General features: G+C 43.4%; 18 protein-coding genes. 6 read left to right on the top strand and 12 right to left on the bottom strand.

The window, feature by feature from the left end; genetic code table 11:
* On the top strand, positions 1 to 3975 hold a 3975-nt coding region (locus tag R7E42_RS01860; protein WP_318072284.1), incomplete at its 5' end, for a Calx-beta domain-containing protein.
* Between the two features lie 70 nt (positions 3976 to 4045).
* Here R7E42_RS01860 and R7E42_RS01855 read toward each other — a convergent pair.
* Together R7E42_RS01855 and R7E42_RS01850 are read right to left on the bottom strand one after the other, a co-directional pair.
* Entirely contained in the window at positions 4046 to 5239 is a 1194-nt protein-coding gene (locus R7E42_RS01855) for a class I SAM-dependent methyltransferase (RefSeq protein WP_195723091.1), read from the bottom strand.
* 161 nt (positions 5240 to 5400) lie between these two features.
* Positions 5401 to 6804: a methyl-accepting chemotaxis protein gene (locus R7E42_RS01850; RefSeq protein ID WP_025766604.1), complete on the bottom strand. Its 1404-nt coding sequence runs from the start codon at positions 6802 to 6804 to the stop codon at positions 5401 to 5403.
* Between the two features lie 90 nt (positions 6805 to 6894).
* Here R7E42_RS01850 and yccX point away from each other — a divergent pair, with 90 nt between their 5' ends.
* Positions 6895 to 7167 (top strand): acylphosphatase, encoded by a 273-nt coding sequence (gene yccX / locus R7E42_RS01845; RefSeq protein ID WP_005377386.1) that lies wholly within the window; start codon positions 6895 to 6897, stop codon positions 7165 to 7167.
* Positions 7168 to 7169: 2 nt separating this feature from the next.
* Here the strand turns inward: yccX and R7E42_RS01840 are convergent, their stop codons facing one another.
* Complete coding sequence (locus tag R7E42_RS01840) at positions 7170 to 7499, bottom strand: TusE/DsrC/DsvC family sulfur relay protein (RefSeq protein WP_005377396.1); 330 nt, start codon at positions 7497 to 7499, stop codon at positions 7170 to 7172.
* Positions 7500 to 7908: 409 nt separating this feature from the next.
* Between R7E42_RS01840 and R7E42_RS01835 the strand changes: the two genes are divergently transcribed.
* Positions 7909 to 8283 carry a chromosome partitioning protein ParB gene (locus R7E42_RS01835; RefSeq protein ID WP_318072283.1) on the top strand — a complete coding sequence of 125 codons (375 nt, stop codon included), beginning with the start codon at positions 7909 to 7911 and terminating at the stop codon, positions 8281 to 8283.
* Positions 8284 to 8359: 76 nt separating this feature from the next.
* Here the strand turns inward: R7E42_RS01835 and R7E42_RS01830 are convergent, their stop codons facing one another.
* The 5 genes from R7E42_RS01830 to R7E42_RS01810 all read right to left on the bottom strand — a co-directional run bounded on the left by R7E42_RS01830 (position 8360) and on the right by R7E42_RS01810 (position 13596).
* Positions 8360 to 9022 (bottom strand): Bax inhibitor-1/YccA family protein, encoded by a 663-nt coding sequence (locus R7E42_RS01830; RefSeq protein ID WP_025766607.1) that lies wholly within the window; start codon positions 9020 to 9022, stop codon positions 8360 to 8362.
* Positions 9023 to 9271: 249 nt separating this feature from the next.
* Positions 9272 to 10021, bottom strand: coding sequence for an amino acid ABC transporter ATP-binding protein (locus R7E42_RS01825; RefSeq protein WP_005377400.1), 750 nt, complete (start codon positions 10019 to 10021; stop codon positions 9272 to 9274).
* A 23-nt stretch (positions 10022 to 10044) separates the two neighbouring features.
* Positions 10045 to 11142 (bottom strand): amino acid ABC transporter permease, encoded by a 1098-nt coding sequence (locus tag R7E42_RS01820; protein WP_318072282.1) that lies wholly within the window; start codon positions 11140 to 11142, stop codon positions 10045 to 10047.
* 1 nt (position 11143) lies between these two features.
* Positions 11144 to 12349, bottom strand: a complete 1206-nt coding sequence (locus tag R7E42_RS01815; protein WP_005377402.1) for an amino acid ABC transporter permease — start codon at positions 12347 to 12349, stop codon at positions 11144 to 11146.
* A 218-nt stretch (positions 12350 to 12567) separates the two neighbouring features.
* A complete protein-coding gene (locus R7E42_RS01810) occupies positions 12568 to 13596 on the bottom strand; it encodes an amino acid ABC transporter substrate-binding protein (protein WP_005377403.1) in 1029 nt (342 codons plus the stop codon).
* Between the two features lie 460 nt (positions 13597 to 14056).
* Between R7E42_RS01810 and R7E42_RS01805 the strand changes: the two genes are divergently transcribed.
* A complete protein-coding gene (locus tag R7E42_RS01805; protein ID WP_033905330.1) occupies positions 14057 to 14977 on the top strand; it encodes a bifunctional precorrin-2 dehydrogenase/sirohydrochlorin ferrochelatase in 921 nt (306 codons plus the stop codon).
* Positions 14978 to 15079: 102 nt separating this feature from the next.
* On the opposite strand, the gene R7E42_RS01800 is transcribed toward R7E42_RS01805, so the two are convergent.
* Both R7E42_RS01800 and R7E42_RS01795 read right to left on the bottom strand, forming a co-directional pair.
* A complete protein-coding gene (locus R7E42_RS01800) occupies positions 15080 to 15562 on the bottom strand; it encodes a YajQ family cyclic di-GMP-binding protein (RefSeq protein ID WP_005377415.1) in 483 nt (160 codons plus the stop codon).
* 21 nt (positions 15563 to 15583) lie between these two features.
* Positions 15584 to 16642 (bottom strand): 3-deoxy-7-phosphoheptulonate synthase, encoded by a 1059-nt coding sequence (locus R7E42_RS01795; protein ID WP_005390197.1) that lies wholly within the window; start codon positions 16640 to 16642, stop codon positions 15584 to 15586.
* 372 nt (positions 16643 to 17014) lie between these two features.
* Between R7E42_RS01795 and R7E42_RS01790 the strand changes: the two genes are divergently transcribed.
* Positions 17015 to 17512, top strand: coding sequence for a DUF4442 domain-containing protein (locus R7E42_RS01790; protein ID WP_005377418.1), 498 nt, complete (start codon positions 17015 to 17017; stop codon positions 17510 to 17512).
* Positions 17513 to 17545: 33 nt separating this feature from the next.
* Here R7E42_RS01790 and R7E42_RS01785 read toward each other — a convergent pair whose 3' ends face one another.
* Entirely contained in the window at positions 17546 to 18898 is a 1353-nt protein-coding gene (locus R7E42_RS01785; RefSeq protein ID WP_005377421.1) for a hypothetical protein, read from the bottom strand.
* A 192-nt stretch (positions 18899 to 19090) separates the two neighbouring features.
* Between R7E42_RS01785 and R7E42_RS01780 the strand changes: the two genes are divergently transcribed.
* Positions 19091 to 19924 (top strand): S1 RNA-binding domain-containing protein, encoded by an 834-nt coding sequence (locus R7E42_RS01780; RefSeq protein ID WP_017633794.1) that lies wholly within the window; start codon positions 19091 to 19093, stop codon positions 19922 to 19924.
* 283 nt (positions 19925 to 20207) lie between these two features.
* On the opposite strand, the gene rsmF is transcribed toward R7E42_RS01780, so the two are convergent.
* Positions 20208 to 21644 (bottom strand): 16S rRNA (cytosine(1407)-C(5))-methyltransferase RsmF, encoded by a 1437-nt coding sequence (rsmF, locus tag R7E42_RS01775; RefSeq protein ID WP_318072281.1) that lies wholly within the window; start codon positions 21642 to 21644, stop codon positions 20208 to 20210.
* Between the last annotated feature and the right edge of the window lie 74 nt (positions 21645 to 21718).

The following is a 21718-nucleotide window of genomic DNA, read 5'->3' as shown; positions in this document are numbered from 1 at the left end:
GAAGTTGGAGATTTGGGCACCTTAGAATACAGCACGGGAAGTGGTTGGGTTGCAGTGCCAAACGATGGCGTGGTGACCGTGCCAGCAGGGCAAACCGAGTTTGATGTACGCATTGCTTCTATTGATGATGCCGTTTATGAAGGTCCTGAAGATTTCAGTGTGACAGTAACTGGCATTGGCGCGGTGCAAGGCAGCGATACGGGTACGGCGACGATAGTGGATGATGGCAGCGGCCCTGGACCCGATCCGGATGATGACCGTCCGAGCGTGACTATTACCGATGCTGGCATTATTAATGAAGGTGATACGGCGAACTTCACAGTCACCTTATCGAACGCGTCTGAAGCGGAAACGCAAGTGGAGTTGGGTCTTAATCTCGGCGATACCGAAGCCGGTGACTTAGGTACCTTAGAATACAACACCGGAAGCGGTTGGGTTGCAGTACCAAATGATGGCGTGGTGACCGTGCCAGCCGAGCAAACCGAATTTGATGTGCGTATCGCTTCCATTGATGACACCGTTTATGAAGGCCCTGAAGACTTCAGTGTGACCGTGACTGGCATTGGCGCAGTACAAGGCAGTGATACGGGGACGGCGACGATAGTGGATGACGGTAGTGGTCCAGGTCCCGATCCGGATGATGACCGTCCGGTTGTTGCGGCAATTAGTGATACAACCGTAAACGAAGGTGAGTCTGCTACGTTGGTTGTCACTTTGAGTAACCTAAGCACTACGGATACTCTCGTTAATCTGACACTTAATGATGGCACAGCTGAGGGAGGAGTAGATTACACCAAATCGTCTATTACAGTTACCTATGCAGATAGTTCATCAGACGTTATCCCTGTGAACCCTGATGGTACATTTAATGTGTCTGTACCAGCTGGTGATATGACCTTTGACGTTGTGATAAGTACCACCGACGATGAGCTGTTCGAAAGCGATGAAAATTTCACATTAATTGGACAGACCGAGATACAAACAACTCCGGTTACAGGCACGGTAACGATTCTTGATAACGATACAGTCAGCGTTGCCTCTATTTCTAGTGAAGTGGTTAATGAAGGTGAACCTATCATTTTTGATGTTACTTTAAGTAACCCTAGTGATAGTGAAAGTTTGGTCAATATGGTGCTCGCTGATGGTAGCGCAGAGGGGGGCATAGACTACATCAATGCATCGGTTACAGTTACCTATGCGGATAACTCAACAGATGTCATTACTGTCAACGCAAACGGAACATTTGATGTTTCAGTTCCCGCGAACGACGTCTCATTCAGCGTCACAGTCAATACTATTGATGATGACCTATTCGAAGGCGCAGAGACTTTAACACTCTCGGGTAAAACTGCCACTCAAATTACATCTGCAATGGGTATAGGGACTCTTCTTGATGATGGTTCGGGGCCAGGACCTGATCCAGATGACGATCGCCCAACAGTTGCAGCGATTACCTCTACAACGGTAAACGAAGGTGATATTGCAACACTAGATGTAACGTTGAGTAATGAAAGCACCACCAACACCACTGTCAATATGATGCTGACTGACGGATCAGCAGAAGGCGGTGTGGATTACACCGATACTTCAGTAACAATTACTTATGAGAGTGGCGGCATAGAAGTCGTTACGGTGAATCCAGATGGCAGCTTTATTGTCGATGTGCCCGCAAATGATACGACTTATAGTGTTTCTGTAAGTACAAGAGATGATGACTTATTCGAAGGACCTGAAACCTTTACGTTATCAGGTAACACTGATAACCAAGTTGGTTCTGTGATTGGTACCGGTACTATTGTTGATGATGGTAGTGGCCCAGGACCAGATCCTGATGATGACCGCCCGACTGTAGCAGCGATTACGGATGCCATAGTTAGTGAAGGTGAGCTGGCAACGCTTGAAGTCACTTTAAGCAATGCAAGTACCACAAACACCGTTGTTAATATGACATTAGCAAATGGGACAGCTGAAGGAGGTTCGGATTATACAAATACGACAGTAACCGTTACCTACGCTGATAGTAGTACCGACGTTATTTCTGTGAACCCAGATGGTACGTTTGATGTCATTGTACCAGCGTTAGACACAACATTTAGCGTTACTATGGTGACGTTAAACGATGATATTTATGAGGGTGATGAGAACTTTACATTATCCGGTGCCACTACTGTGCAAACAACTGCTGCTGTCGGTACCGTAACGATTAACGATAATGCAGACATACCAACTGTCACTGAAATTACGGATATTCAAGTGGTGGAAGGTAACGATGCGAAATTTAACGTTACACTGAGTAATGCAAGTGCGGTTGCGATTATGGTTAGTATGTCTCTCTTAGACGGAACCGCTGTCGCTGGAGATGATTTTAACGCTACGAGTGTGACCATTACTTATGCTGATAACACGACGGAAGTTATTGCGGTAAACCCTGATGGAACGTTTGATGTCTCCGTACCTGCGAGTGATACTAACTTTAGTGTTACGGTAAACACTGTTGAAGACCAGATTTATGAATCTTCAGAAAACTTTGTTTTAACTGGTTCGATTCAAGGGCAATCACCTGCAGCGTCAGGCCTTGGTACGATTATTGATGATGACAATACACCTCCGACAGTAGAAGACTTTGGCATTTCGGTTGACCTTAGTGTGGGAGGAGACGCTTTAATTGACTTTGCACCACATGCGCAAGACTTTGAAGATGACTTTGATCTTCAAGATGATAAAGAAACGAGTATCTGTGTCACGACGCTTCCAGACTATGGCTATCTCTATTACTTGGATGATCAGAACAATGAAGTCATATTGGACATTGGTGATGTGATTCCAGAAACTACGGAAGTCAGATATGCACTAACGGAAGATTTCTTTGATGAGCAAAGCTTTGATTCCCAAGATTTACTCGATGAATTTTCTAAAGACTTCATTGCCGATTCAGTCGATGTTAACGGTTTAAGTTTCTTTGGAGGAACCATTGATGGTAATGGTGACTTTGTCAATAATGCTCAAATCAAGGTTGACTTTGCCGCTCAGCAGGTAGGTTTAGTTGTAGTGTCACCGGGCGAAACTGGCCAAGGGGATGAAATTAGTACGAGTGAGTTCATTGCCATTGAATTAGATGAAGGGCTTGAAGCTAAAGAAGCAAGGTTAAACCTAGCAAGCTTGAATGATAGGTTTAACAGTGGCGGCGCTTGGATTCAAGCATACTTTTATATGGGCGATACTCTTGTTGATATACAAACCATACACACCAGTGACATCGTATTTACTGGTAATCAAGAAGGTTACGCTGACGTATCGCTAAGTAATGGCAGTTTTGATGAGATTCGCTTGTTCCCTGAAACAGACAGTTCAAGTGATAAAGCCAGCTTTACTCTAGTTGGTACTCAGATTACAAGTTTTAATAATGTAAACGACTCGTTTGATTACAAAGCGATTGACTCAGATGGTTTAGAAAGCGATACCACTGCAACCGTTGATATTGATTTTAACAATGTCTCTTTTGAAACAGTGACCGCTTTCGGTACACAGACTGCTTCGTTACAGCAAGAGCCTAATATCATCATGGGAACAGACCAAGATGATGTTCTTGTAGGCACCGATGGTAATGATATTCTAATTGGTGGCCTAGGTAATGATATTTTGACTGGTGGTGGAGGTGATGACATCTTCAAGTGGACAGAGATGCAATCCGCAACTGACACCGTGACGGATTTCAGTGACGGGGATCAGCTCGATTTTACCGATGTATTTGATGATATGAGTGGTACTGATATTTCCACATTACTTGATGATCTCGGCTCTGGCGATTATCACGGAAGCGTGGATGATATCACGGTGGCGGTGACTGAAAGTGGAGGTAACTCAACTCTGACCATCAATAAAGATGGACAACAGTTGGAGGTTAATTTTGACGGAGCTTCTGCTTCTGATATTGCCAATAGTTTGATTTCTAATCTTGAACAATTACGAGAGTAAATGATTCAAAATGAAAAACGGAGCGAAAGCTCCGTTTTTCATTTAGTAATGCAGTAAGTTCAGGCAATAATTAAAGCACTTTACATGCAAAACCTTTTAAGTAGAAACCTTCTGGATATGCGGTATCGGTTGGGTGGTCAGCGGCTTGTTCAAAACGCTCCACAAACTTTACTTGGCGGTTAGCGTCTACGGCTGCATCAGCGATGATTTTCTGGAACAGAACTTGATCCATCAAGCCAGAGCAAGAGTAGGTCAGTAGCGTGCCGCCCGGTTTTAGAATTTGCATTGCTAGCATGTTGATGTCTTTGTAACCACGACATGCGCCGTTTAGTTGTGCTTTGCTCTCTGCGAACTTCGGTGGGTCCATGATCACAACATCGAACTGAGTTCCTTGATCACGATACTCACGAAGCAGCTTAAACACGTCTGCATTTAGGAACACGGCACGCTTCTTCGAAATATCAAACTCGTTTAGTTCTGCGTTGAATTTTGCGGTATCTAAAGCAGGTTGTGACACGTCAGCGTTAATCACACGCTTTGCATCACCTTTTAGAGCGTAAAGTCCGAAGCCACCTGTGTAAGAGAAGCAGTTAAGAACTTCTTTGCCTTTCATATATTTCATCGCTTGCTGGCGACTATCACGTTGATCTAGGTAGAAACCTGTTTTGTGTCCGCCAACGATATCTACACTAATCTTTACGCCATTTTCTTCGATGACGACCGATTTAGGTGGCTCTTCGCCGTGCAAAACGCCTGTGATCTCTTTTAAACCTTCTTTTTTACGAACGGCCACGTCAGAGCGCTCGTACACATTACAATCAGGGAAGCTCTCAACCAGAGCGTCAACAATAGCCTGCTTATTGTGTTCTGCGCCAGCACTGAGAAGTTGGCACACAAAGAAATTTTGGTAACGGTCGATCGTAACGCCTGGTAAGCCGTCAGACTCTGCTGCGATAAGGCGATAACCCGTAAGGCCATCACGTTCGATAATGTCTTCACGAAGAAGTTGTGCGTCTTTAAGTCGTTTAACGAAAAACGCGGTGTCGATTTCTTCTTTATCAAAACTCCAAATACGAGCACGAATTTGTGAAGCTGGCGAATATGCCGCCTTAGCTAGCCATTTACCGTCGTGAGTGAATACATCAACCGTTTCGCCAAGAGCAGGTTCGCCCTCAACTTTGTTGATGCCTCGAGAGAAGATCCAAGGGTGCTTGCGCTTGACCGATTTCTCACGACCTTTAACCAAATAGATAGCAGCTGTCATTTCATTAGCTCTTGTTGAATTTTGAAAGGGGCGTATTGTCCGGGATGTGAATGGTAAAAGCAATATCCCTCGGCAATCCAGTACATTGTAGTGACTTTTAAATACAAAAAAGGTCACTAAAGTGACCCTTTTATTTGAATTTGCTGTAACAGATTCCGTTGCTATGCTTTAAGTCCAGTAAGTAGTGCTTCCATGGTGTCGCTTTGCTTACGCAGTTGATCCACGTTTTGTGAAGTCGTGCTTATCATATTGCACACGTTATCTGCTTGAACTCGAATTTCTTCAACGCTTGAGGCGATATTGTCCGCGACTACACCTTGTTCTTCAGCTGCTGTTGCAATTTGAATGCTACTGTCGGAGATAGTTTGATTTTTATCTGCCAAAGAGCCGATTTCGTGATTCACTTCCGTCATGAGGTTTTGTCCCTCATTTGCATTATTAACTGTCACTTCCATCAGCTTAGTAAGCGACTGGCTGTTACGCTGTAATGATTCAATCATCGTTTGGATTTCAACTGTCGCTTGCTGAGTGCGTCCCGCAAGAGCGCGAACCTCATCCGCAACGACCGCAAATCCACGACCTTGTTCTCCAGCACGTGCAGCTTCAATAGCCGCGTTCAGAGCAAGTAGGTTGGTTTGCTCGGAGATCCCATTGATTGTTGTCACTACTTCATCAATTTGTGCTGCATTGGCATCTAACTCGGCAACGGCTTGAGACGCAGATTGAATCTCATTAGAAAGGTTCGAAATCGAGTGAAGCGTATTCTCAACTTTCACTTGTCCAGACTGAGCCACGTTTCGCGCATCATCGGTTTGCGTGCTTGAATCGTGAGCTAGTGTCGCGACTTCTCGAATCGTTGATGCCATTTGTTCCGTTGCACTCGCAAGAGAGTTGAGGTGTTCCTGCTGAGTCGCTGAAATATCTGAACTGTGATGAATCGATTGATTCAGGTCTGAGCTAATTTGTTGCATTAACGCCACAGACTCTTGAATCGACAGCACCATTTGTTGCTCTCGTTCTGCAACTTTGTCTATCGTAATAGCAATTTCACTAAACTCGTCGCGAACAGGGAAGAAGTTCATTCTCGCAGTTAAGTCGCCACCCGCAAGGGTGTTTAATGCTTTGTTCATCGTGAACATCGCGCCGCCAATAAACGTCATGATGTAGTAAACGCCAAGAGCGAGAATAAACAAGCTCACACAGATAATGCTTACTTGAGTCGTTGATAGGGCAGCCCATAAAGAAAGTTCATGGTTCGCAACCAAACTGTACGTACCATTTAAAACAGACACGGATTGCGAACCAGAGCCAATAGAAACGGTTTCTGAACCAGCGATGAGGCTTGCTACTTGAGATTGAGAAAGGTTGCCTGCCTCTATCAGACCTTTCATAAGCATGAGCTCTTCTTGGTACATACTTGAGATCAGTGTATTAGCCGCGCTATTAAGGACGAGAGTGAGAATGACTAAAGCAAGAAGAGGGAGAACGAAGAGCAAATAGAACTTTTCTTGAATCTTTAAGTGAATGAGATACTTATCAATCCAGCGGAATGGAATTTCTTTCATAATTATAATAACCGTGCAAAAACCCACTATCCTTAGTGGGGTGAATAGACGAAAAGAATATATCACTCAGTAAAAAGAAGCGGTACAAAGATGAACGTAAAGTGTGAGAGATTTATAGTAAAAGGTCACGTTCAAGGCGTCGGCTTTCGTTACCATACTTCCCATCAAGGATTGAAGCTAGGGTTAACAGGTTATGCGAAGAACCTAAACAATGGTGATGTTGAAGTGATGGCGTGTGGAACAGACGCGCAAATAGTTGCGTTTTCGGAATGGTTACAAGAAGGACCGCGAACGGCAACAGTAGAGCAAGTGATGCAGGAGCCTGCGTCGTATAAGCCGTTACGCGGTTTTAAAATTTTATGAATCTACAAGCATTTAGCTGGCTTTGGTAGGCCGGCTAATTTGGTTGCTTGTTTGGCTGGTCCCTTTTTAAACAGCTTGAATAGATACTTACTGTTACCTTTTTCCGGGCCGTGCGCTTTTTCCATCGCTTTCACAAGCATACGCACTGCAGGGGAGGTATTAAACTCTTCATAAAAGTCTCGCACAAAATGCACAACTTCCAAATGAGCATCCGTAAGCTCGATGTCTTCTTCTTTTGCTAAAAGCTCAATCATACCTTCTTCCCATTGAGTATGATCCAATAAGTAGCCTTGAGCATCCGTTTCAATTTCTTTGCCGTTGTAAACGAACATAACGTTTTATCCGTTAAGTAAACATGGATGTTTATAGATTAGCGACAGCCGAGAATGTTCTCAACAAAAGAATCTCGAAGTCGTATCGAGCGAAGCAAAAGCGTACAAAATGGTGAGTGCTTTTTGACTAAGCCAGGTGCTTTGATATAAATGCTCTTTTATTCAAATAAATAGGAAACTATTCAGTTTGTTAGAAATTTTTCGGGGTGAGTACCAACGAAATTGCATGGATACCCAGGCTTATTCATTTTTGTTTTGGTTTTTTCTTGGCTACTTGTCTGATTATGGGATTTTATGGGTGAATGAATAGCTGACAACGTTGTGTTTGTTTTCATAGACCGATATTCTCTTTGATTGATGAAAAGCCTGTATTCAGGTTAGAAACAACAATGATGACAAGGAGTTAGTCATGTCGAAACAACGTTACATTGAGATTAATGACAATGTAAAATCCACTTGGTCCATCGAACGAATTTGGCAACTTGCAGAATCCTTACCTGTAGAAGAAATTGCGATTGATGATATAAAAGGCCCAAATGAAGTGACTTGGTTTAGTCATGAAGGGCCACGGCCAACCTGCCGTGAAATTGCAAAACATTGCCAACGAATCAACAATGCTGATTTGTCGTATCCGGTAATCTTAACCAGTGACTATCGTGTTTTTGACGGTATGCACCGAATCGCCAAGCAAATCATGTTAGGAGAGGAAACGATCAAAGTGAGACGCTTTAGAGAAAATCCAGAAGCTGACGAAGTTATCGAGTTGTCTGTAGATCAGGCGTAATACACTGAATTGCACACAAAGAAAAAGCCCGAAGGAATTACCTTCGGGCTTTTTTATTCTACTTAACGAGAAACGATTAATCGTCGTTCATAATACCTAGAATGCTTAGTAGGCTGATGAAGATGTTGTAGATTGATACATACAAAGTTACTGTCGCAGAGATGTAGTTTGTTTCACCGCCACGAATAATGCTTTGTGTTGTCATCAGGATCGCCATAGTAGAGAAAATGATAAACAAGCTGCTCAACGCCAAGTGTAAGAGGGTTGATTGAATAAAGAAGCTTGCAATCATGCCCACAACCAGCACAACAAATAGTGATAGCATTAAGCCACCCATCATCGATAGGTCACGTTTCGTTGTTAGTGCGTATGCCGATGCTGCCATGAAAGATAGTGCCGTACCACCGAGTGCGGTTAATACGATATCGCCCATGCCTGCACCGATGTACATGTTTAGAATAGGGCCAACGGTGTAACCTAAGAAGCCAGTAAATAGGAACGTAAACACAAGGCCAAGACTGTTGTTACGGTTTTTTTCTGTTAAGAATAATAGGCCGTAGAAACCAACCAGCATTAGGATGATACCTGGATGTGGAAGGTTAAATGCCATTGCAACGCCAGCAACGACTGCCGACCATAAAAGTGTCATTGAAAGTAGAGCGTAAGTATTACGCAATACTTTGTTCGTTTGTAGAGCACTTTCTTGAGTTGAAGTGCGGGTAAACATTGGACTGTTCATAATCTTCCTCGATAAGAGACTTTCTTTTAAGTACATTTATGGGTTTGAAAGTTCAAAAAATCAAGCCCTAACCATACGTAACTTAGATAAAATAATAATAGAAATAAGATGTTATGTATTTGGCAACTTGTAACACAATATTACTGCCTAGCATAGCTATGTTGATTCTTACACAGATTTTTGAATTTAGTAACAAAAAGCACTGGCTTCATAGAAACCAGTGCTTTTTTATGTCGATTCGGCTAAATCTTAGTGGTGTAAGATTTGCGCTAGGAAGTTTTGGGTCCTATCCGATTGAGGATTCTCAAAGAAGTCGACCGGGTTGTTTTCTTCGATGATCTCTCCTGCGTCCATGAATATCACGCGATCGGCAACCTCTTTAGCAAAGCCCATTTCATGTGTCACACATAGCATAGTCATGCCTTCCTCGGCGAGTTCGACCATTACATCCAGTACTTCGCGAACCATTTCCGGGTCGAGTGCAGATGTTGGCTCATCAAAAAGCATGACTTTAGGGTTCATACACAAAGAGCGAGCAATCGCCACACGTTGTTGCTGGCCACCAGACAACTGACCGGGATACTTCTCCGCTTGGTCTGGAATTTTAACACGTTCCAGATATTTCATCGCAACTGCTTCTGCCTCATCTTTTGGCATCTTCTTCACCCAGATAGGCGCGAGCGTACAGTTTTCCAGTACGGTTAAATGAGGGAAGAGATTAAAGTGTTGAAAGCACATGCCCACTTCTCGGCGTACTGCTTCAATGTTCTTTAAGTCTTCAGTTAATTCCGTACCAGAGACGTAAATGCTGCCTGCTTGGTGCTCTTCAAGGCGGTTAATACAGCGAATCATCGTTGATTTTCCCGACCCAGATGGGCCACAGATAACGATTTTCTCGCCGCGCTTAACGTCGAGGTTAATATTTTTTAGTACGTGAAACTCACCATACCATTTATTCATGTCCTTCAATTGGATCATGTAGTCTTGTTGTTGCGTCATAATACGTCCTTGATCTTGATGAGTTATCGTTTGTGACCGGTATGAAGTTTGTTTTCAAGCCATATCGAATAGCGCGACATGCCAAAACAAAATACCCAAAACACTAACGCGACAAATACATAACTTTCTGTAGCAAAACCTAACCATTCAGGGTCGGTATTTGCTGCTTGTCCTATACCGAGTACGTCAAACATGCCAATGATGAGTACTAAACTGGTGTCTTTAAACAAACCGATGAAGGTGTTCACGATAGAAGGAATAGTAATCTTTAGCGCCTGTGGCAAGATAATCAGCCCAGTCTTTCTCCAGTAACTTAACCCAAGCGCATCAGCGGCTTCATATTGACCTTTCGGAATGGCTTGTAGACCACCGCGTACCACTTCTGCCATGTAAGCGGAGGCAAACATAACCACACCGATAAGGGCGCGAATCAGTTTATCTGTCTCTGAACCTTCAGACATAAACAATGGAAGCATAACCGAAGCCATGAACAAAACCGTAATAAGCGGAACGCCACGCCAAACTTCAATGTAGACGGTACAAATGCTGCGAATGATCGGCATCTCTGAACGTCTACCAAGCGCAAGCACCACACCAATTGGCAGTGAAACTACGATACCAACTAACGCAATAATGAGCGTAACGAGTAATCCACCCCATTTGTGTGTATCGACCACTTCTAGTCCAAAGACACCCCCGTATAACAGCCCAGCGATGATGAATGGGTAGATGTTTACGAAGAAAAGCCAAATCCACATCCGTTTCGGTGTCTTCTCATACGCGAGTAAAACGGTAAATATGGCTAATGTGATATAGAAAAGGCGAGGGCGCCATAGTTCGGACTCTGGATAAAAACCATACATGAACTGCTCCCAGCGCACGCTGATAAATACCCAGCAAGCACCATCTCGGCTACAGTCGTCACGCGTTGAGCCAATCCAGTCTGCGTTAATAAACGCCCAATCCACGATATACCATATTGCAGTTACGACAATATACGCAAGAATGACAGTAACAATGGAATTGATAGGGCCATTAAATAGATTTTTCCGCATCCAACCAACGAAGCCTACAGTATTGGCGGGTGGTGGGAGATCCGGTTGAAATTGATGAGTACTCATATTATCTCTCCACCAGCGCGACTTTACGGTTATACAAGTTCATTAATGCAGACGTAATCAGACTTAATGTCAAGTACACGCCCATCGTCATCGCAATGATCTCAATCGCTTGTCCCGTTTGGTTCAGGGTAGTACCAGCAAACACAGAGACAAGATCTGGGTAACCAATCGCCATCGCTAACGATGAGTTTTTGGTGAGGTTGAGATATTGACTGGTTAAAGGTGGAATAATAATTCGTAACGCTTGAGGAATGACAACAAGCTTTAAAGTTTTCGAGCGTGGTAAGCCTAGCGACATCGCTGCTTCGGTTTGACCATGGCTAACCGCATTAATACCAGAGCGCACAATCTCAGCAATGAAAGAAGCTGTATAAACACTCAATGCCAAAAGTAGCGCAGCCAATTCAGGAATAATGCTAATACCACCTCGGAAGTTAAACCCTTTTAGTTCAGGATAATTCAGTGAAATTGGCATACCAGCAAGGAAGTACACAACCAATGGAAGGCCAACAACTAAACCCAAAACTATTCTTCCCATTGGGGTTTGTTGCCCAGTGAGACGTTGCTTATTATTCGCCCATACATTAATTAATAAGCTTGCGATTACCCCGAAGATTAACGCGGCAATAACGTAGCTACTGCCAGGTTCCATAGTCGGTGCAGGGAAATATAAGCCACGAACGTTCAGGAAAATAGCTTCACCAAGACTTAAGCTTTGGCGTGGTGAGGGTAATGCTTGAAGAACAGCGAAATACCAGAAGAATATTTGCAGAAGAAGGGGGATATTTCGGAAAGTTTCGATATAAACTGCCGCTAAACGACTAACTAACCAGTTAGAAGAAAGGCGGGCAACCCCCATGGTAAAGCCAATCACAGTAGCCAGAATAATACCTAATACGGAGACTAACGCCGTATTAAGAAGGCCGATGATAAATGTTCTACCGTAAGAGTACGTTTCATCGTATTCAATTAATGTTAACCCAATACCAAACCCGGCTTCTTGATTCAGAAAACCGAAGCCCGTTGCAATACCACGAGCATCTAAGTTATTGAGAGCGTTGTTTACAATCGTGTAAAAGAAAAATACCAGTGCAGCAATGGCAATGATCTGGAAAATAGCAGAACGAAAGGCAGGATTATAAATCAGGCTCTTGCTTCCGCTTGGTTTGGACATCGTACTTGGCGATGCATCTTGTGTCGGTTTCATACAGCGATAACCTCAAACCTTAGTTATAGATATCGGCCTGTATAACGAAGTTTCGTCCTTGCTGGCTAAAGAATAACGCTCTCATGTCTAGTGGCTTACGAACCTTTAAAGCCGTTCCACAAAGCGAGCGCTTTTCGCCATCCAATGAGCGATCCTTACTCATACAGTGAGATATAATCAAGAAAAAGGGCGGCATGAACCGCCCTGATTAACTCTTTCTATCGGATTGGTGGCGCGTACATAAAGCCGCCTGCATTCCATAGCGCATTAACGCCACGAGAGATTTCTAACGGCGAACCAGTACCGACTGTACGTTCGAAGCTTTCACCATAATTACCAACTTGTTTGATAACTTGGTAGCCCCAATCGTCACGAATACCCAAACCTTTGCCTTTAGGGCCATCAACACCGAGGATACGTTTGATGTTTGGATCTGTTGACTTCAGCATTTCATCCGCATTCTTCGAACTAATACCGTATTCTTCAGCGTTAATCATCGCAGACAATGTCCACTTAGCGATGTTAAACCATTGATCATCGCCTTGACGAACGACTGGACCTAGTGGCTCTTTAGAGATGATTTCTGGAAGAACGGCCGCAGAGGACGGATCTTTCAAATTCAAACGCAGTGCATAAAGGCCAGATTGGTCAGTTGTTAATACGTCACAGCGTCCCGCATCAAAACCTTTCGAAGTTTGCGCAGCTGTGTCGAATACCACTGGTTTGTACGCCATGCCTTGGTTGCGGAAATAATCTGCAAGGTTTAGCTCGGTTGTTGTACCTGATTGAACACATACCGACGCACCATCAAGCTCTTTAGCACTTGAGATACCAAGTTCCTTCTTCACCATAAAACCTTGACCGTCGTAGTAGTTCACACCTACGAAGTTTAGGCCCAGTGCAGTGTCACGGTGGAGAGTCCAGGTCGTGTTACGGGAAAGCACATCAATCTCACCAGATTGAAGCGCAGTGAAACGTTCTTTTGCGGTTAGGGGTACATATTTAACTTTCGTTTTATCCCCAAGAACGGCTGCAGCCAGTGCTTGGCAATATTCTACGTCGATACCTTCCCATTCGCCTTTTGAGTTAGGGTTAGAGAAACCAGGTAGACCGGTACTTACGCCACAAGTAAGAAAGCCTTGTTTTGTGACTTTGTCCAGAGTAGTGTCTGCTGCTTGAGCTGATGTTGCCATCATCGCAGTAGAAGCCGCTACGACGGAAGCAAGAACTGTGAGTTTATTTGCCATTTGTATCCTTCCTGTATGATCCATGTTTAATCAGGAGTGACCTGAAATAACGTGTCCAATTCGTTAGAGTTATCGTCCTACGTGATTGATTTTCGAAGAAACGGCATTCGATAGATCAACCAGTTATAAGCGTAGGAAAGGATCTGTTAATTCTCAAATATATAATTTAAATGAAGTTTTGAGAGAACTTACAAAGTGCCTTGAGATTTAGAATGACGAAATGTTAATTGTTTGTAAATAGTGCAATTCATGGACAATTTGGTGCATCAGAACAATCAATAGAAGAGTGAACAATACAAAAGAATAAAAAGTTGTTATTAAAACTGTCATTAGCTGAGCAAGGTGAAGTTCAGTAAAAATTCAAACAAAAATTATTTGTGATGCCGAAACAGGGTGATGAGCTTGCCCCATTTTTGGTAGCATGGTCTACAACAGCTAATTAGAGTAATCATGGATTGAAATGCGATATTTTCCTCTGTTCTTAGATTTAATTAATAAACCCGTTCTCGTCGTGGGTGGTGGTGAGGTGGCAAGCCGAAAGGTGGAAGCGTTGCTAAAGGCTGGGGCGGATGTGACTATCGTTTCTCCGACGTTGGTTGATTTTCTGTCTAAGCTTGCTTCTGAGCATCAACTGCGCTGGGTACAACGTTTCTATTCGAGTGACATTGTCACTAAAAACTTTGTTCAAGTGTGGGCGACGACAGACAATCCTGAGCTAAATCACCAAGTGTACAAAGATGCCAAAGAGCTAGGCATCTTGGTTAACGTTGTGGATGATAAGCCTTATTGTGATTTCATCACGCCGTCAATGATTAATCGTGGCCGCATCCAAATCGCTATCTCTAGTGGTGGAGCTTCGCCAGTTTTAATTCGAAACATCCGTGAAAAGCTTGAATCGATACTGCCACAAAACATGGGGTTGATGGCGGATTTTGCTAACTCAAAGCGAAACTCAATTAAAGAGGCACTGCCTAGCGTCGATTTACGCCGCAAGTTTTGGGAGCAGTTTTTCTCGAATCCCGAGGTGGAAAACGCGCGAGATAATCGTGAGTTAGAAGCAATTTACCAAGCGACCATGGCAACACCTTTAGATGAAAAGGGAAGTTGTACTTGGATACATGTTGGGAAAGATGTTGAGATGTTGCCAATAAAAGCCGTACGCTATATGCAACAAGCGGAGCTGGCTCTGTACTCAACTCGATGTGAAGCGAATGTGTTAGAACTAATACGCAGAGATGCAGAAAGAGAAGCTTTCTCGAGCGCTGCTGAGCTTTCGGATATGCTGGCCAAGGCTAAAGCTGAAAAGCTTCGAATTTGCGTGTTCATACCACAAGGAACGAGCGAATTCGTATTGCTGCAAGGGCAGGACTTGGTTATCTAGCAATGCCAAATGCTAAAAGTGGATACGTAGTTCGTTACACAAAAGCCAATAAAAAACGCCAGCGGATTATGCGCTGGCGTTTTTACTTACTTCTCAGATTGATTAATCACGGAAGTTGTTAAACTGGAATGGGATACCCATCTCTGCTTCACGAATCGCTGCCATTGTCGCTTGCAGGTCGTCGCGTTTCTTACCAGTAACACGTACTTTGTCGCCTTGAATAGAAGCTTGTACTTTTAACTTTGCGTCTTTGATAAGTTTCACTACTTTTTTCGCCGTTGGAGTATCAATACCTTGACGGAAAAGCAGAGTTTGGTGCCAGTTTTTACCAGTAACGTCTGGGTCTTGTGCATCCATTGCGTTCGCGTCAATGTTACGCTTCGCTAAGTGGCCGCGTAAAATGTCGCGCATTTGCTTAAGTTGGAAGTCACCTTCCGCAGACATTTTTACGTTTTCTTCTACTAGCTCAAAGCTCGCATTTACGTTGCGGAAATCGAAACGAGTAGACAATTCACGGTTAGCGTTATCAACGGCGTTACGTAGTTCAACCGTATCGATTTCAGAAACAATATCAAACGATGGCATGAAGATTCCTTGATTATTTTGTTATAGGGACTTTCGGGACTTAACAGCGCTTGCCAGCATATCTAGCATTGTAGCAGTGTCTTCCCAACCTAGGCATGGATCTGTAATAGACTGACCATACGTTAGGTTATTGATGTCAGTCATTGGCTGATTGCCTTCAAGAATAAAGCTTTCTGCCATGATACCCGCAATACGAGTGCTGCCTGACTTAATTTGGTTACAAATGTCTTGAGCTACGTCGATTTGTTTTCTGTGTTGCTTCTGACAGTTTGCATGGCTGAAATCCACAACCAAACGTTGTGGCAATCCAAACTCAGCTAAAGCATCACATGCTTGTTTGACTGATGCTTCATCAAAGTTAGGGCCTTTTTCTCCACCGCGCAGAATAATATGACCGTAAGGGTTGCCACTTGTGCGGTAAACCGTCATTCGACCGTTCTTATCTGGCGAGTAGAAGTAATGCGATGCTTTCGATGCGCGAATTGCATCAATTGCAATTTTTACGTTGCCATTTGTGCCATTTTTGAAACCAACTGGGCAAGATAGTGCCGACGCCATTTCACGGTGAATTTGTGATTCCGTTGTGCGAGCACCAATCGCGCCCCAAGTGATCAAATCTGCGATGTATTGGCCAGTGATCATATCAAGAAACTCAGTAGCAGTCGCAAGACCAAGCTTGTTGATATCCAGTAGTAGTTTACGAGCTTTATGAAGACCAGCTTCAAGTGCGTAAGAACCATCTAGGTTAGGGTCCGTAATCAAACCTTTCCAACCAACTACTGTACGAGGCTTTTCAAAGTAAGTACGCATCACGATAAACAGTTCGTCTTTGTACTTGTCTTGGATTTCACTCAGGCGAGTGGCGTAATCAATGGCAGCTTCAGTGTCGTGAACAGAACACGGACCTACAATCGCAAGAAGGCGATCGTCTTCACCCGATAAAATGTTTTCAATCTGACGACGAGATTGAGCGATACGGTCTGCAACGTCATCCGTAATAGGATGTACACTACCTAGCTCTGCTGGGGTAGGCATTGGACCCAAAGGCTGGGTTCTCAATTCATCTGTTTTTATAGGCATGTTATAGCTTTATTCTCTATTGCGAAGGGGTAAAGATAACGGAATTACAGGCAGGAATAAACCGTTTCACGGGAATCTTCGCCAGGAAATACCGAATTGTATACAAAGGTGTAGGTATTCATTTAAATGACTTATGTATAAATGACAAAACTTGATCATTAAATCAATATATATACATTTGAATTTATAACCATTTTATCTATCTCGCTGTAAGGTAATCTAAGTAACTGCGATAAACTTCATACCTTACGGGTGACGCCGTCACTTTATGAGGGTTAAATAACTCGTGAGATCGAGCTTTTGTTAACATTTCTTTGACATCTATTTCTTTCGTTGATTAACTGGTCTGACTAGATTGGTAAGGAGACCAAAATGTTATCAGCTCTACGTCGTGCGAATTTGTATCTAAATCTGTTTGGCTTTTCAAAAGTGCCGCTGATTTGGCTTTGCCACCCTAAAATCATTGCGATAGATAGCAAGCATGTTGAGGTTCGTATCCCATTGCGCAGAAGAACGAAGAACCATCTGAATAGCATGTATTTCGGCGCTTTAGCCGTTGGCGCTGATGTTGCTGGTGGTTTTCTTGCTATGAGTAAAGCGCAAGAAAAGGGAGAAGCGATCTCGCTAGCATTTAAAGGTGTGAAAGCCGAGTTTTTAAAGCGCCCGGAAGCCGATGTGCACTTTGTTTGTAACGATGGTCATGTCATTGATGAGATGCTCGAGCACACCTTGGCAACAGGTGAACGAGTAAATCGTGACGTAAAAATTGTCGCGCTGTGTCCTAACTTACATGGTGACGAGCCAATGGCTGAATTCTCGCTTACTCTTTCGATAAAAAAAGCAGCCCAACAAAGAAAAGAGGCTGCCTAGTGGTTTGTGGCTCGTTTGTTTAAAGGCGTTGGCTTAATTGAGTTCAATCTTCTCGATAGAGACGATTTTGGAGCGATTTAAGACCACTTTCCAGCGGTAATAAACAGGCTCATCGGTGTGGTTGTCCTCTTTGACAATCACATTGAGCAAATGACGTTTCTCTACTGACTCTTTGGTTACTTGACCTTCATTTAAACGGTAAACTCGATTTGAGCTTTTATCCATCAAGCGGATGATAGGGCGTAAACTGATGTTCAATGTTTCTCTCGTTTGTTCGTAACCACTCAAGAAAAGAGAGGTCGCCATTTCGGTTTTCTCGTGATAATGAAGAATCTGCTCTTCACGTTGAACGACGCGTTTTTTACGTATTCTTTGAATCTTATCCGGCAAGCTACTTAAGGTACGATAATCGAGCCACTCCAATTTTTTGCCAACCACTTTTTTCGTCGTTGGATCAACATACTTCTTACGCCATTTTGGCTTGCCTTTACGGATCCATCGCCACATAGCATCGCGTAAATCATCTTTAAAGATTTCTCGTAAAGCGTAAATAAAAGACATCGCGATAATGAATGAGGCAGAAATTTCCCCCAGATAATCGCGAGCGAGAATCACGGTAGAGGTCACGACAACCATAACTAAACCGGTTGCAATGCCTTTGATTGCACGCTTGATGTTGTTACCCATCGATATGGTTTCTTCACGAAGCACGATAGGGTGTTCAATCAATCGCCTTAGCAAGCGCATTTTGTTAGATAAGCGAGTAACGTCTTCAACGACTCTTGATGAGTTGTATTTGTTGAGTTTACGATGGGCTTGCTCTTTCTCACATAGCGTGATCAGGCGCTTCTTGATCGTGCCATAGTCGCCTTCACGTGGTAGGTGGGCCACCAGTGACAGGAACTTTTGCTCGGTATACCAAGACAGATAGTTATCGATGTTAACGTAGTAGCGTTTTAAGTTCTCTTCGTAAGGAATAGAACGCCGCAAGCGCTTTAAGATCTCAAGCGTGAGCTCGATAACTTCGTCCACTTCATCTTCCGTTACGGAGTTGTTCTCATGTTTGTTTAAACTTGCTACCGCTTTGTCTAGCGCGATAACGTATTGGTAAGCGAACAAACTCAAACTTACTCGGTATTGCTGATTCGACAGGCGTCCACGTTTGGCAAGTCGACTGTGTACTAGCGGAAGAAGGATTTCAGTACTGTAATAAGATCGTTGCTGTGTTATTGAGGTGTAATAAAATTCGGATTCACTGATGATATCGGCGTTTAAACCAAGCTCACCAGGTATAAAAAAGTAAATATCTAGGTCGACACTTTTGCTCTTTGCGAGTGCATGACTGATTTTTAATGTTATTGAGTCTTGTTTATCGACGGTGACCAAAGAAAGCTCCTGACTTTGCTAAAGCATTCTTAACTTATGCGTTCCGTTGAGCAGATAAGTATAAGAGTGCTAAAAGAGTGACTGGGGCATATAGCTGAACGACAACAGCATAACAGAGCACTATGCTTTTCTCTCTGATTTTCTTGTTAGTTTAGGTATAATTCCACGTAAATTTAAAAAGAGACAAAATCAATGATTAAAATTGGTCAAATTAACAGCTTAGAAGTCATTAAAAAGGCTGATTTTGGCGTATTTCTGGATGGCGATGATTACGGTTCTGTTCTACTACCTAGTAAGTATGTACCAGAGGGTACTGAAATTGGTGAGCATGTAGACGTATTTCTGTACTTCGATTCAGAAAGCCAACTTGCTGCGACCATTGAAAGACCAATTGCCCAAGTGGGTGAATGGGGTTTAATGAAGATTGAGGGTGTGAATGCGACAGGTGCTTTTGTAAATTGGGGCATCAAAGAAAAGGACTTACTGATTCCTTTTAGTGAGCAACGCACTCGCTTCTCTGCCGGACAAACCATTTTAGTGTATGTTTATACCGACAAAGCGTCAGGTCGCATTGTTGGTACGACTAAGTTCAATAAATGGTTAGATAAAACTCCAGCGAATTATGAAGTTAACGAGCAAGTTGATTTGATCATCGCAGAGCGTAGTCAACTTGGTTATAAAGCTATCGTTAACGGTAAGCATTGGGGCATGATTTTCCCATCGGATGTTTTTGGTAAGCTTTACATCGGTAAAAAGCTGAAAGGCTTTATTAAGCACATTCGTGAAGATGGCAAAATCGACCTTGCTCTACAAAAAGTTGGTGTGGCGAAAATGGACGATCTTTCTAGTAAGATCCTTGACCTGCTAGAGAAGAAAGGCGGATTTTTGCCTTTGAATGACAAGTCGTCTCCTGAAGCGATTTTTGATGCTTTCCGCACAAGTAAAGGGACTTATAAAAAGACCATCGGTGGCTTATACAAGCAGGGTAAAATTGTCATTGAGAAAGACGGTATTCGTCTAGCGTAGTCCTAACTCACGTATAGCGGATCTGCAGCCAAAAAAACGGCCCAAACTTTTCCTTTTTTTGGGCCTAGGGGAAACGGCTCCGCAGAGCCTGCGCTAAACTTGTCCAACAATAATTTTGTTGGTGAACATAGAGAGAAATGCCACATCAAAGCATTACTTTGATACAACTAGTTTAGTACAGCGTGTCCGGATCGCTAGCGAGCCCACTTGCTTTCATACTTACGAATTAAAAAGCCATCGCAAATACGATGGCTTTTCATTTATTTATGGTTCGTTGCGTCTTTTAAAATAAGTTCTTATCTCGTACTAATTCGCGAGGGAGACCATTCTTTATTCGGTTGCTTACCCACTTGCCAAGGCCAATAACTGCGCCTTGATAGGTGACAAGCACTTCGCCTTTACCTGTTTTCATTCCCTCAGGAATGGTTTGTGGGCGAACATCACGCCCCATGTACCATTCGCGCGCTTCTTCAATACTGAGTTCAATGGCGTTGCTTTCAGAACCTGTCGCCAGGGCAGTCGCGACTTGGTGTTGCCAACGGTAGCCATTTTTATGGGCTTCCGCGATCTTTATACCCATACGGGAGAAGCGTAATTCGCCTATCATCGCTTCTAAAGCATTAGGGAATAACCAGACATCTTTATCGCGAAGCCATACAGAACTGTCATTTGGAAGTTTAATACCTAACGCGCTTTGGAGTTGTTGAGCAATTTCTGTCGATTCTTTTTTTGAAGTTTTAGCAAAGGGGAATGTCCCCATGCGCTTTTTGACTTCTGGCGCCTCAACAGCAGCCAGTTTGCGAATTCTTGCAACAAAGAACCCTTCACAGTCGTAGACCTGCGGGAAAATATGCAAAAAGCCTTCTTCAGTTAGAGCTGCCTCTGCGTTTTCAAACAAGTTCTCAAGGCTTTCAAACTCTACAGCATCCCCAAAGGTTTCTTTCAAGTGATGACAAACTTGTTGGTTTTCTTCTGTACTGAGCGTACATGTTGAGTAAACCATCACACCACCGGGCTTTAATGCATGGAAGGCGCTTTCAATAAGATCTTTCTGTGTGTCAGCGATGTCGAGTACAGAAGCTTGCGTCCAGTTTTTCATCGCATCTTCGTCTTTGCGAACGGTGCCTTCTCCAGAGCAAGGCGCGTCGAGCAAAACCGCATCAAATTGTTCTGGTAGCCAACCGCCAAAAACGCGTCCATCGAAGTTACTTAGTGCGGCGTTACGTACCCCACAACGTTCCACATTAGCGTGCAGTACTTTTACACGACTTGCGGCGTATTCATTGGCCACAAGTACACCTTCGTTGTTCATTAAAGCTGCAATTTGAGTGGTTTTTGAGCCTGGAGCGGCTGCGGTATCTAACACGGCATCGTAAGATTCATCATTCATAAACAGAGCAGATACCGGCATCATCGAACTGGCTTCTTGAATGTAGAATAAGCCAGACATGTGTTCTGCTGTGTTGCCTAATGGTACAACTGACTCATCCGCTTCAATCCAAAAACCTGTGTCACACCAAGGCACAGGAGAAAGCTTCCAGCCTTTTGTTTCTGCTCGTTCTAGAAACGCTTCAACACTGATCTTCAACGTATTAACTCGAATACTTTTGCGCAGTGGCTTTTGGCACGAAGCGATAAAGTCTTCCATGTTGAGGTGAGCAGGAAGGATGGTTTGGATTTTTTCCAGAAACGCGTCTGGGATGTAAACATTAGGATGCAATGTGGGATCTCGTTTGCAGAATTTGTGGCAAATAATATACGAAAGCGAAGCAGAAACGAATAGTGACAAGGGCC

Origin of the sequence: Vibrio sp. Vb1337, from assembly GCF_033338715.1 — a bacterium.
GTDB classification, from domain to species: Bacteria; Pseudomonadota; Gammaproteobacteria; order Enterobacterales; family Vibrionaceae; genus Vibrio; species Vibrio alginolyticus.
Note: the sequence above shows the minus strand (reverse complement) of the source record. Positions and strands in the feature narration are given on the sequence as shown.